Below are 13026 nucleotides of genomic sequence, written 5' to 3' on the forward strand. Positions count from 1 at the left end.
ACTAGGCGAAATGCGCTTAGAAGACCATGAAGATCGGCAGGCCTCCACCGATGTCGTCATAGGACTTCTCGATCAGGTCACGATGGATGATGCCCCGTTGACCGGTCTCGAACTTCAGAGAAATGCCAAAGGTGCGCAGCTGGGGCCCGACACTGAACTCGCTGCGTCCGACATAGGCTTCGATATCGACGCCGGAGGCAAGTTCAAAGCTGCCACCCAACCGAACCGACTGCATGTACTCGTCGCCCGAATCCCAGCAACTGAACCCGACATCCACGCCGAACTGGTCGTTGATCTGGTAGCCCAGGCCCAGAGAAGAAATGTTGAAGTCATCGGCATTTGGATCGGTTGCAAAGGCTGCTGACACGGTGAACTGGTTGATCTTGTAGTCACCGCCAACCTGGAACCATTCCGCCCCGTCGTCCGAGAATTCCATCGACGCGCGAAGGTCAAGCTGCGGGCTGGGCATGAATTCGCCGTAGATGCCGCCGTAGAACCCCGATCCGTTATTGAGGTCACGCTGCACGTAAAGAGCGGCCCGCGTTGCACCGCCGTCATATTGCGCGAACAGGCCGAGTTCCTGATCGCTGTCGCCATCGTCGTCGAGATAGTTCAACAGCTCGGCACCAACGATGATCTCAGGCTAGATCTTGTATCCGGCGCCAATATTGATCAGCGAAAACCCAAAGTCGGGAAAATCCCCACCAAATTCAGTATGGGAAAGCCCGCCGAACACCACGACATTGCCGAAGTCATACTCTCGGTCGAGGCCGAAAGTCAGTTGGTGACCGCTTCCTTTTGGGTCGGACAAGTGATCGAAGCTTCCGTAGTAGCCGCTGTAGGTATTGGAACCTTCCGCCAGAACGACGCCTGAGGATGCAACAAGTGTAGCGGCCGTGACACCGGCCAAGGTTGTGATTTTCATGATCTTCCCCATCATGCAATGAATTTTAGAATGAGTTAATCATAACATCACACGCTGCCGGGGACCAGTCCGTCTGGACCGATCCCCGGCACGTGTGACATTACCCGTTCAACCGTCGTTGGTCTGGACAGCGTCAGAGACGGGCCCTTCGTCCTCATCGCCCTGATCAGCGATCCAAGCGACGCTGACGACCTCTTCGCCCTTGCCGGTGTTGAATACCCGTACACCGCCCGCGCTGCGCGAACGGAAGCTGATGCCCTCTACCGGAACCCGGATCGACTGCCCCTTGGAGGTGGCCAGCATGATCTGGTCATCCATCTCGACCGGGAAGGAGGCCACGATGTCGCCGCCCCGCATGGATTTTTCCCAAGCGGTCACGCCCATCCCGCCACGGCCCCGGATCGGGTAGTCATGGCTGGACGACAATTTGCCCAGACCCTGCGCCGTGATTGTCAGGATCAGGTTTTCAGCCGCGGACATTTCGGCATAGCGGTCCTGGGGAAGCGGCGTATCCGCGTCGCCTTCTTCGTCGGCGGCCTCGTCGTCGGTGACGCCAGCCATCAGGCGGCGCATCTTCAGATAGGAGGCGCGTTCGTCCGATTCCGCGTTGAAGTGGCGGATGATCGACATCGACACCACCTCGTCATCGCCCAGCAGGCGAATGCCCCGCACCCCGGTCGAACTGCGCGAATTAAAGACCCGCACATCCGGCACCGCAAAGCGGATCGCACGGCCCGAATTGGTCACAAGCATCACGTCGTCGTCTTCGGAACAGATCCGGGCGTCGATCAGACGGGTGTTTTCATCATCGCCTTCGAACTTCATCGCGATTTTGCCGTTGGATTTCACATTGGTGAAATCCGAAAGGCGGTTGCGGCGCACAGACCCTTTGGAAGTGGCAAAGACAATCTGCAGAGCGTCCCAATCATCCTCGGGCCGGTCGACCGGCATGATTGCGGCAACCGATACGCCGGTCGGGATCGGCAGGATATTGACGATAGCCTTGCCCTTGGCGGTGCGGCCACCTAGCGGCAGGCGCCAGGTCTTCAGCTTGTAGGCCATGCCATCGGTGGTGAAGAACAACAGCTGCGTATGGGTGTTGGCGACGAAAAGGGTGGTGACCACGTCCTCTTCCTTCGTCTGCATCCCCGACAGGCCCTTGCCGCCGCGCTTCTGGGCGCGGAAGTCAGCCAGCGCCGTGCGTTTGATATAGCCGCCCGAGGTGACGGTCACGACCATGTCTTCGCGTTCGATCAGGTCCTCGTCGTCCATGTCGCCCGACCAATCGACAATCTCGGTCCGGCGGGGAACGGCGAACAACTCGCGCACTTCGCGCAGCTCGTCCGCGATGATGCCCATGATACGCTCGCGGCTGGCGAGGATGGCAAGGTATTCCTTGATCTTGCCGGCCAGCTCTTCCAACTCGTCGGTGACTTCCTTGACCCCGATCTGGGTGAGGCGTTGCAGACGCAGGTCAAGGATCGCGCGGGCCTGAACCTCGGACAGGTTATAGGTGCCGTCGTCGTTGACCGGGTGCAGCGGGTCGTCGATCAGTTTCAGGTACTCGACGATCGAATGGGCTGGCCAGCGGCGGGTCATCAGTTTTTCACGGGCTTCCGCCGCATCGCGGGACGACCGGATGGTGGCCACGACCTCGTCCACGTTGGACACGGCCACCGCCAAACCACACAGGATATGGCTGCGTTCCCGGGCCTTGCGCAGTTCGAACGCGGTGCGCCGCGCCACCACGTCTTCGCGGAAGTCGATGAAGTTGGTCAGGAAGCTGCGCAGGGTCAGCTGTTCGGGCCGCCCCCCGTTCAGCGCCAGCATGTTGCAGCCGAAGGAGGTCTGCATCGGCGTAAAGCGGAACAGCTGGTTCAGCACCACCTCGGCGGTTGCGTCCCGCTTCAACTCGATCACCACACGCACACCGTTGCGGTCGGACTCGTCCTGCACATGTGCAATGCCTTCGATCCGCTTTTCCCGCGCCGCTTCGGCGATGCGGTCGATCATCGTGGCCTTGTTGGTCTGATAGGGGACCTCGTCGATGATGATCGCCCAACGGTCCTTGCGGATCTCCTCCACATGGGTCTTGGCCCGGATCACGACCGACCCGCGGCCCTCCAGATATGCCTTCCGCGCGCCGGACCGGCCCAGCATGATGCCGCCGGTCGGAAAATCGGGGCCGGGGACATAATGGATCAGGTCCTCGGACGACAGATCGGGATTCTCGATCAGGGCAAGGGTCGCGTCCACCACCTCTCCCAGATTGTGGGGCGGGATATTGGTGGCCATGCCGACGGCGATGCCGCCCGCGCCATTGACCAGCATGTTCGGGAAACGGGCGGGCAGAACGGTCGGTTCGCGGTCCTTACCATCGTAGTTGTCCTGAAAATCGACAGTGTCCTTGTCGATGTCGGCCAGCAGATAAGCCGCGGGTTTGTCCATCCGCACCTCGGTATAGCGCATGGCGGCCGCATTATCGCCGTCCATCGACCCGAAGTTGCCCTGACCGTCCAAAAGCGGCAGCGACATCGAGAAATCCTGCGCCATCCGCACCAGTGCCTCGTAAATCGCGCTGTCGCCGTGGGGGTGGTATTTCCCCATCACGTCGCCCACGGGGCGGGCCGATTTGCGGTAGGATTTGTCGTGCGTATTGCCGGTTTCATGCATCGCATAAAGGATGCGGCGGTGCACCGGCTTCAGCCCGTCGCGCAGGTCCGGAATGGCCCGGCTGACGATCACGCTCATCGCGTAGTCAAGGTAAGAGGTCTTCATCTCGGAGGTAATCGAGATGCTGGGCCCCTCCCAGGTGCTGCGCGGGATCGGCTTTTCTTCTTCGTTTTCAGGGGTTTCCGGGGTATCGCTCACGTCGTCCGCCTGTCTGCCCAAAGGCTGCTATATCTTGTTTGCGGTGTTATATCAGACCCCGGATATGGGGTGCAACGCCATAAGCCCAGCCAGTTTGGCAGCCGCAGGGATCGGCTGCTAATATTTTGTTTTAATTGACAATTAATATGGTTGTGATCTCATTTTCCCATCAGGCAGATAAAAGGGGGCGTTATGACCACCGAAACCGAATTGATGCTGAAGGGCTATGGGCTGACGACGGCCGAGCTTTATTATCACATGCCCGACCATCCGCACGTTCTCAATACCTTCATCTGGCAGGACTACGACCTTGCCCCGGATCACGATAGGCTCTTGGGGTTCATTTCCTTCTGGCGGGAAGAGATCGAGGGGCCGTTGCATTCGGTCCGCTATACTCACCGCAAATTGATCCGCCCAGGCGAATGGCGCAACGTGGTGGGCGAATTCCGCTACCATTAGAAGGTGGTGGGTTTTAACCCACCGCCCCCGGAGCGGCACGCGCCACCATCCCGAACAGATCGCGCGGATCGTCCGGATCGGCCAGCATGTCCAGGTTGGTAAAGAACCGCGTCCCCTGAATCGCCCGGTGGACATAGCGCAGCGCGCTGAAATCCTCGATCGCGAAGCCGACGCTGTCGAACAGGGTGATCTGTCGCGCGTCCCGGCGGCCCTCGGCGGCACCGGTCATCACCTGCCACAGCTCTGTCACCGGATGGTCGGTGTCCAGCTGCTGGATCTCCCCCTCCACCCGGGTTTGCGGCGGGTATTCGACGAAAATCTCGGACCGGTGCAGGATCGGCGCCGCCAGTTCCGTCTTGCCCGGGCAGTCGCCGCCGATGGCGTTGATGTGCACGCCGCTGCCGACCATGTTGTCGGTCAGGATCGTGGCATACTGCTTGTCCGCCGTGCAGGTGGTGATGATTTCCGCCCCCTCCATCGCGCTTTCGCCGCTGTCGCAGGACACAACCGTCAGGCCCGTTCCGCGCAGGTTGGTGGCGCATTTCAGCGTCGCCTTGGGGTCGACGTCATACAGCCGAACCGTATCGATCCCGCAGATCGCCTTGAACGCAAGGCACTGGAATTCCGATTGAGCACCATTGCCGATCATCGCCATTGTCCGCGCGCCCTTGGGGGCAAGGTATTTGGCCGCCAGCGCCGACATCGCCGCCGTCCGCAGCGCCGTCAGGATCGTCATTTCGGTCAGAAGCTTCGGATAACCGGTGTTCACATCCGCCAGAAGCCCAAAGGCGGTCACGGTCTGCAGCCCTTCGCGCGTGTTCTTGGGGTGGCCATTGACGTATTTGAACCCATACATCTCGCCGTCCGAGGTTGGCATCAGTTCGATCACCCCGACGGGGCTGTGCGAGGCAACGCGCGGGGTCTTGTCGAACAGCTCCCACCGCTTGAAATCCGCCTCGATCTCGGCGGCGAGGTCGATCAGCATCTGTTCGATGCCGATGTGATGCACCAGCCCCATCATGTGGTCGACAGAGACGAAGGGCACGAGGGCCAGATCGGAAGGGGTGGTCATGCGAAACTCCGCGTAGGTCGATCAAAGATGCGCCGCCCCAGAAGCGAGGCGGTGAGGTCCACCATCAGGCTGGCGGTCTTGCCCCGGTCATCAAGGAAGGGGTTCAGTTCCACGAGGTCGAGCGAGGTCACCAGCCCGCTGTCATGCAGCAGTTCCATCACCAGATGGCCTTCGCGCACCGTGGCCCCGCCCGGAACGGTCGTGCCCACGGCGGGCGCGATGGTCGGGTCGAGGAAATCCACGTCGAGCGAGACATGTAGCATCCCGTTAACCGCCGCGACCCGGTTCAGGAAGGCGGTCAGCGGCGCGGTGATCCCGACCTCGTCAATGGTCCGCATATCGGCAAGCGAGACATCCAGTCGCTCCAGCGCCGCCTTTTCCGCCCCGTCGACCGACCGAAGGCCGATCATGCAAACGTTTTCGGTGGGCACCGGCGCGGGCAGGGCGGGGAAGCCATCGAACCCCGGCTGACCGGTGACATAGGCCACGGGCGTGCCGTGCAGGTTGCCGGAGCCGGTGGTTTCAGGCGTGTGGAAATCGCTGTGGGCGTCCAGCCACAGGACGAATTGCGGCCGCCCCTGTGCCTGTGCGTGGGCCGCCATTCCTGCGACCGAACCGAGCGCCAGCGCGTGATCGCCGCCCAAGAAGATCGGCAGCCCTTTCGGCGCTGCCTCTTGCGCGCTGCGCATCAGGGCCTGTGTCCAGCCGATGGTTTCAGCCAGCGCGTGCACCTGCGGGTTCTTGAGGACCGGGACGTCGGTCACCCTGTCCGGCACCACATTGCCGATATCGGTCACGCTGTGCCCAAGCTCTGAAATCGCCTCGGCGATGCCGGCGGTCCGATAGGCGTCCGGCCCCATAAGACAGCCCCGACGACGCTTGCCGCTGTCCATCGGGGCCCCGATCAAGATGATATGAGTCTGTTCCATGCTTTATACTTTAGCCATTTCGGGGATGACAAAAGCAGGCAAAAGGATCAAAAGGGGGGCGGAGTGATCAAAACGGATGCCCATCATGGACGAACTGGATCAGCGCCTGCTGGCTGCCTTGAAACGCGACGGCCGCGCGAGCCTGTCAGAGCTTGCCGCCGATCTTGGCGTGACCCGGACAACCGTCCGCGCCCGGATCGCCCGCCTGTCCCAAAGTGGCGAGATCGCTGGGTTTACGGTCCTGACCCGCAACGATATCGCGGCCTCGCCGGTGCGGGGGCTGATGATGCTCGAGATCGAGGGGCGCGGCACCGAAAAGGTGATCCAACGCCTGACCGGCATGGCGCAGGTCGTTGCCGTGCACACCACCAATGGCACGTGGGATCTGATCGTCGAGATCGGGACCGATACGCTTGAGGCGCTGGATCAGGTGCTCTTTGACATTCGCAAGCTGGAGGGCGTCACCCGGTCAGAGACCAACCTTCTCTTGTCGACCCGCCGCGCCGCACGGCGCTAGGCCCGCCGCGCCGCCATCAGCCAGAGAACGACAAGGCCCACCGACAGGATCGTGTTCCAATTGGCCATCGACAGGCCGAAGAGGAACGGGGTGAAGGTGTCGCACAGCACGAGGGCAGGGGCCTCCGCCGCGGCGCCGGGCAAGAGGGATGCGCCCGACAGCCCGTCCAGCGCCCCGCCAGAGGCAGTGCAGCTTGCCGGACCATCCCACCATTTCTGTTCGACGCCCGAATGATACATCCCGATCCCGGCGGTGGTCAGCGCCGCAAGCCCACCCAACCAGGGCAGGATACGCCAGCCCAGACCCAACAGCGCCAGCGCCCCGATGCCGATTGCGGCCCCGTGCGGATAGCGCTGCCACAGGCACATCTTGCAGGGTGCCCAGCCAAGCGCCTGAAACAGGAACGCCCCGGCCAGTAGGGCGAATGACCCACCGGCGGCCAGAAGGATCAGTCGGGTCCGGGTCATAGATACCTCACTAGGATGAAACCGCCGACAAGAAGGACGCAGAAGGCGGTAAAGGCAAGACCCAAACGCCGTTCGATGAAATCACGAATGGGTGGGCCGAATTTCCACAGGAGGGCCGCCACGATGAAGAACCGCAACGCCCGCGCGATGATAGAGGCGACGATGAACACCGGGATCGACAGCCCCGTGGCCCCGGATGCGATGGTGATGACCTTGAACGGGAAGGGGGTCACACCCGCGATCAGGACGGCCCATGCCCCCCATTCGTTGTAGCGGTCTGCGAAGGCCGCGAAATCATCGCCCTTGCCGTAGAAGTCCAGCACCGGCTGGCCGACCGTATCGAACAGCACCGCGCCAATGTAATAGCCCAGGAGCGCCCCCAGCACTGACGACACGGTGGCAACTGTCGCGATCAGGAAGGCGCGGCGCGGCGCGGCGATGATCATCGGGATCATCAGCACATCCGGCGGGATCGGAAAAACCGAACTTTCAATGAAGGCAATCAGCGCCAGCGCCCAAAGCGCACGCGGGTGGTTCGCCAGCGACAGCGTCCAGTCATACAGGCTGCGGATCATTGCTCGGTGCCCTTGTTTTGACCTTAGTCCCCTAATCCGGGGCGCAGGTCAACCATGGGCCGTTGACGCCGCCGTGACCGGGCGCTAGACGGTCTTCGCTGGCCGGTGTGGCGGAATGGTAGACGCAGCGGATTCAAAATCCGCCGATGGCAACATCGTGAGAGTTCGAGTCTCTCCACCGGCACCAGAACTCCTTGAAAACCCATCAAGTATCGAATTTTCGACGAATCGAATCGTGTTTGTTGCCTGAAATGGAACTGATCCGGGGGGCAACAGCGGACTTTTCACAGATCGCGGACAATTCCCTCCGAAATCAGGCAAGAATCTGGCGCATGGTTAAGAGCGGCGGATCGGTCGCGGGCCATGAAACAGTTTTGGGCCTAGATGCAAGAACTCCCGCGTTTTTTCCACCATGAGTTGCGCCATTCGGCCCGCGACCTGACCTTTTGGATAGGTCGCGTTTCGATATCAGAAACAATCGGCAGGATATCGGAGTGTGGAACCGAACTAGAATCTGGCCAAATTGCGGCGCACCAATCGTTTTTCCCCTCTCATCCAAATATTTTTCGCTTTTTTTGCCACATTCTTGCCGGTATCCAAGACAAAGCCCAACTGGGGGGCTTACCGGCCGAGTGGGGCGGTCGGGTTCGATCAGAACTTCTGATCCGAACGAAGAGTTAGTCTGCGAGGGATGTCCTTTCGCATCAATTTTCGGTTGGTGGGCGCAAGCCCGTCAACCAACGTAAGAGTGTGTGGTGCCCCGACCGACTGCGGTCGCTTCTGCTTGCTTTTGCGTGAACGCCCGGACGGGAAACCGTCCGCTGCCAAGGGCTTTAGGGAAGTCGTGACATGTCGGATTATTTGATTGATTGGTCCAGCACCAATATTGACGGGACGAACAGTGCATCGGGAACAGGTGGGTCTATCGGGTTCTCGGTTTCCACCCCGACCAATGTAGATGGAAACTATTGGACCAAAGGCACGGCCGGCGGGTCCGACGGGCTCAAGTCGTCTTGCGTGAATGATCCGACCAAGATCGTCATCAACTTCGACCAGGCGGTGGAGAACCTGTCGTTCGAACTGTTCGACGTCGATTCCGACGAATGCACATGGGACGACAAGGTTACGATCTACGCCTATGACGCCTACGGCAATAAGGTCGAGGTGAACTTTTCCGATCTGTATTACCACTCGGTCAGCGGCAGCACGGTCGAAGGTGAGGGGTACTATAATTCCGGCGTCGAAGGCAGCGGCGCTCCGGACAGCGTGACGGTCAGCATCCCCGGCCCGATCGTGAAGCTTGAGATCATTCACGACAATGGCGACGCGGCAGCTTATTCCGGCACCGTCGGCGTGGGCGACATTGCCTTTGACCTTGCAGGGCCGACCCTGGACGGCACGGTTTCGGGCACCGCAGGCGACGACCTGATCGACGCGGGCTACACCGGCGATCCGCAGGGCGACATGGTCGACAACAACGATGCCATCATCGGCGGCCACAGCGGCAATGACGACCTGATCCTTGCAGGTGGCGGCAACGATACTGTGCTTGCCGGAGACGGCGACGACACCGTCTATGGCGAAAGTGGCAACGATGTGCTGTCCGGTGGCGCGGGTGACAACACTCTTTACGGCGGCACGGGCGATGACCTGTTTATTGGCGGCGAAGGCCACGATGCCTTCGCGGGCAATGCCGGCCAGGACAACATCGACTACTCGGCCTCGGATTCCGCTGTCTATGTGAACCTCGCAACCGGCGCCCTGTCGGGCGGCGACGCCGAGGGCGACAGCATCATCCAGGGCATCGACGGGGCCATCGGGTCCGCTCATGACGACACGCTGATCGGCTTCGACCAATCGGGCAGCGCCCCGTCCGACACCTATACCAACGAATTCTGGGGCGAAGCTGGCGACGACAGCATCGCGGGCGCGGGCGGCGACGACCGGCTGATGGGCGGCGAAGGCTGCGACACTATCGACGGCGGCGCGGGCAACGACCTGATCCGCGGCGACACCAACTATGATGGCAGCGTCGGCGGCGCGGGAGCTGCGGCCCCGACCGCGATGTCCTTCTCCTTTGTCGGGGCAAACATCGACGGGGTGAATACGGTCACCTCCGGCGGTTCCTCGATCGATGTGACGGTTTCGACGCCGACCAACGTCAATGGCGATTCCTTCTACATGGGCACCATTGCAGGCGAGACGGAACTAACCAGCGCCAGTGTGACCAACGGGACCGAGGTCTCGGTCAGCTTCTCCGGCGAAGTCACCAATATCAGTTTTGAACTGTTCGACGTGGATTCCGATGAATGCACCTGGGACGACAAGGTCACCGTGATCGCGCTTGACGCCGACGGGAACCAGGTTCCGGTCGTGTTCTCGAACACCTACATCCACGCGATCAGTGGCAGCACGATCGAGGGCGAAGGCAACTGGAACCCCGGCGTTGAAGGCAGCGGATCGCCCGACACCGTGACCGTGTCCATCGCAGGCCCGATCACCAGCCTCACGATCATCCATGACAACGGCGACGCCGCGACCTATTCCGGCACCATCGGGATCGGCGACATTTCCTTCACCACGGTCGGGTCGGAAGAAGAATGCTTTGACGACGTCCTGACCGGCGGCGCGGGCGAAGACGAGATCTATGGCGAGTTGGGCGCCGATGTCATCGACGGTGGCGCGGATGCCGACACCATCTATGGCGGCGATGATGCGGATACCATCATCGGCGGCGCCGGGGATCTGGTGGATGGCGGCGCGGGTGGCGACGACAACGATACGCTCGACCTGACCGGCTTGGGCAACTACATCCTGCAGGACCTGACCCCGGATTCGAACGGGAACGGCTATGATGGCACGGTTGTCTTCGTCGATGGCGACGGCAACCCGACCGGCGAGACGATCACCTTTACCGAGATCGAAAACATCATCGGCGATGAGTTCAACGGTGCCCCGGTCGCGCTCGACGACATTGCCAACACGGCGCTGACCAACGCGGTCACGATCGACGTGCTGGCCAATGATAGCGACCCGGAAGGCGAACCCCTGACCGTGGTCTCGGCCACGCTCGCCGATCCGACGCAAGGCTCGGTGGTGATCAACGGCGATGGCACCATCACCTTTACCCCCGCTGCGGGCGTCGAAGGCGAAGTGATCATCAACTACACCATCGAAGACCCGAACGGGAATTCGGACAGCGCCACGGTCACCGTCATGGTTGCCGACGGCACCGTCGAAGGCACCGCGGGCGATGACGTGATCAATGTTGGCTACACCGGCGACCCCGAAGGGGACATGGTCGACAACAACGATGCCGTCCTTCCGGGTGACACCGGTAACGATGACCTGATCTATGGCTTCGGCGGCAACGACAGCATCACTGCTGGCGATGGCGACGACGAGGTCTATGGCGGCGACGGCAACGACTTCATCCATGGGGTTGCAGGCAACGACACGCTGTTCGGTGACGCGGGCGACGATACCATCGTCGGCAGCTTCGACGACGACACCATCTACGGCGGCACCGGCAATGACTCTATCAACGGCCAGGGCGGCGTGGACACGCTCTATGGCGGCGATGGCGACGATATCGTCAAAGGCGGCACCGAAGGCGATTTCGTCTATGGCGGCGCGGGCAATGACGAGGTTTCCGGGTCCTCCGGTGACGACGTGGTCAGCGGCGGCACCGGCGACGACACCGTCTATGGCCAGGGCGGCGAAGACACCCTGTCCGGCGGTGCTGGCAACGACAGCATCTACGGCGGAGATGACAAGGACAGCATCACCGGCGGGTCGGGCGACGACACCGTCCACGGCAACGGTGGCGATGACAACATCGACAGCGGGTCGGGCAACGATCTTGTATATGGTGGCACCGGCAACGATGTGATCGACACCGCAGGTGGGGCAGGGCTGCCGGATATCGGCTACCCGGGCGTCTATCCGGCCGATCCGATCCCGAACGACGACATGGACACCGTCTATGGCGGCGCGGGGGATGACATCATCACCACCGGTGACGATGCCGATACCATCTACGGGGGCACCGGCAACGACTACATCGATGCCGGGATCGACGCCGACGTGGTCCGTGCTGGCGACGGCAATGACACGATCATCGGGTCCGAAGGCGGCGACGTCATCTATGGTGACGACGGCGACGACCTGATCATCGGCGGCCTGGAAACCGACGTGCTGGACCTGCCCGACGATCTGGACGGCGACGGTGACAGCAACGATCCGGGCGAAGACCTGGTGACCGACAACAATATGGACACGCTTTATGGCGGGGCCGGGAACGACATCATCACCGGCAACGACGATGATGACGTGCTCTATGGCGGCACCGGCAACGACAGCCTTGACGGCGGCGTTGACGAAGACGTGCTCTATGGCGGCGACGGGGACGACACGCTCACCGGCGGTCAGGGCAACGACATGCTCTACGGCGGGTTCGGGAACGACCTGTTCATCGGTGGCGACGCGGACGATGTGGTTGTCGGCGGCGAAGACCCCGATGACGGCGACTGGGACGTTCTGGACCTGACCGGGTCCAACGTGGATTACATCGAATATGTGCCGGGCGACCCCGAAGCGGGCACCGTGCACTTCCTCGATGGTTCCACCATGACCTTCTCGGAAATCGAGAACGTGATCCCCTGCTTTACGCCGGGAACCACGATCGCGACCCCGAAGGGCGAACGTCTGGTGGAAGACCTGCGCGAAGGCGACCGGATCATCACCCGCGACAACGGCATTCAGGAAATCGCCTGGGTTGGTCGCAAGGAGATGGCAGGCCGTCAGCTGGTCCAGAACCCGCACCTCAAGCCTATCCTGATCCGCGCTGGCGCGCTGGGGAATGGTTTGCCGGAACGCGACATGCTCGTGTCGCCGAACCACCGGGTGCTTGTGGCCTCCGAGCTGACCCAGCTCTACTTCGAAGAAAGCGAAGTTCTGGCCGCGGCCAAGCACCTTGTCGGGGCGCCGGGGATCCATGCGGTGGATGTGATGAACACCAGCTACATCCACTTCATGTTCGAACGCCACGAGGTCGTCTTGTCGAACGGGTCCTGGACCGAAAGCTTCCAGCCGGGCGACTATAGCCTCAAGGGCATCGGCAACAGCCAGCGGAATGGAATAGCCCCCTGAAAGTGGTCCACCAACTGGGATAGTTTGTCCCGCAAATTGGAGGATCAGCGATGGCTGGGA

At 61.6% G+C, this 13026-nt stretch carries 10 protein-coding genes and 1 tRNA gene; 4 read left to right on the top strand and 7 right to left on the bottom strand.

From position 1 onward, the window contains the following. Window positions 1-16 precede the first annotated feature (16 nt). From U3648_RS15530 to gyrA, 3 genes are all read right to left on the bottom strand, one after another. Window positions 17-616, bottom strand: coding sequence for a porin (locus tag U3648_RS15530; protein WP_420860148.1), 600 nt, complete (start codon window positions 614-616; stop codon window positions 17-19). A 27-nt stretch (window positions 617-643) separates the two neighbouring features. After that, a complete protein-coding gene (locus tag U3648_RS15535) occupies window positions 644-925 on the bottom strand; it encodes a hypothetical protein (protein WP_420860149.1) in 282 nt (93 codons plus the stop codon). 108 nt (window positions 926-1033) lie between these two features. Continuing rightward, the gene (gene gyrA, locus U3648_RS15540) at window positions 1034-3796 is read right to left on the bottom strand and encodes a DNA gyrase subunit A (protein WP_420860150.1); all 2763 of its coding nucleotides are present in this window, start codon (window positions 3794-3796) and stop codon (window positions 1034-1036) included. Between the two features lie 192 nt (window positions 3797-3988). Between gyrA and U3648_RS15545 the strand changes: the two genes are divergently transcribed. Continuing rightward, window positions 3989-4255: an usg protein gene (locus U3648_RS15545; protein ID WP_129681123.1), complete on the top strand. Its 267-nt coding sequence runs from the start codon at window positions 3989-3991 to the stop codon at window positions 4253-4255. Window positions 4256-4268: 13 nt separating this feature from the next. On the opposite strand, the gene U3648_RS15550 is transcribed toward U3648_RS15545, so the two are convergent. Together U3648_RS15550 and rocF are read right to left on the bottom strand one after the other, a co-directional pair. Beyond that, window positions 4269-5327 (bottom strand): ornithine cyclodeaminase, encoded by a 1059-nt coding sequence (locus U3648_RS15550; RefSeq protein WP_420860151.1) that lies wholly within the window; start codon window positions 5325-5327, stop codon window positions 4269-4271. Continuing rightward, window positions 5324-6256 carry an arginase gene (gene rocF, locus U3648_RS15555; protein ID WP_420860152.1) on the bottom strand — a complete coding sequence of 311 codons (933 nt, stop codon included), beginning with the start codon at window positions 6254-6256 and terminating at the stop codon, window positions 5324-5326. Before rocF ends, U3648_RS15550 begins: the two co-directional genes overlap by 4 nt. 85 nt (window positions 6257-6341) lie before the next feature. On the opposite strand from rocF, the gene U3648_RS15560 reads away from it, so the two are divergent. Further along, on the top strand, window positions 6342-6773 hold the full coding sequence (locus U3648_RS15560; protein WP_129681117.1) for an Lrp/AsnC family transcriptional regulator: 432 nt from the start codon (window positions 6342-6344) through the stop codon (window positions 6771-6773). Here U3648_RS15560 and U3648_RS15565 read toward each other — a convergent pair. Together U3648_RS15565 and U3648_RS15570 are read right to left on the bottom strand one after the other, a co-directional pair. Beyond that, window positions 6770-7240 (bottom strand): disulfide bond formation protein B, encoded by a 471-nt coding sequence (locus tag U3648_RS15565; protein WP_420860153.1) that lies wholly within the window; start codon window positions 7238-7240, stop codon window positions 6770-6772. The genes U3648_RS15560 and U3648_RS15565 overlap by 4 nt on opposite strands. Beyond that, a complete protein-coding gene (locus U3648_RS15570) occupies window positions 7237-7815 on the bottom strand; it encodes a YqaA family protein (RefSeq protein ID WP_420860154.1) in 579 nt (192 codons plus the stop codon). Before U3648_RS15570 ends, U3648_RS15565 begins: the two co-directional genes overlap by 4 nt. A gap of 101 nt (window positions 7816-7916) precedes the next feature. On the opposite strand from U3648_RS15570, the gene U3648_RS15575 reads away from it, so the two are divergent. Both U3648_RS15575 and U3648_RS15580 read left to right on the top strand, forming a co-directional pair. Next, window positions 7917-8002: transfer RNA gene (locus U3648_RS15575), tRNA-Leu, on the top strand. Window positions 8003-8664: 662 nt separating this feature from the next. Then, on the top strand, window positions 8665-12966 hold the full coding sequence (locus U3648_RS15580) for a Hint domain-containing protein (protein WP_420860155.1): 4302 nt from the start codon (window positions 8665-8667) through the stop codon (window positions 12964-12966). The last annotated feature ends 60 nt before the right edge of the window (window positions 12967-13026 follow it).

Source organism: Marivivens marinus, assembly GCF_035969385.1.
GTDB lineage: Bacteria > Pseudomonadota > Alphaproteobacteria > Rhodobacterales > Rhodobacteraceae > SELP01.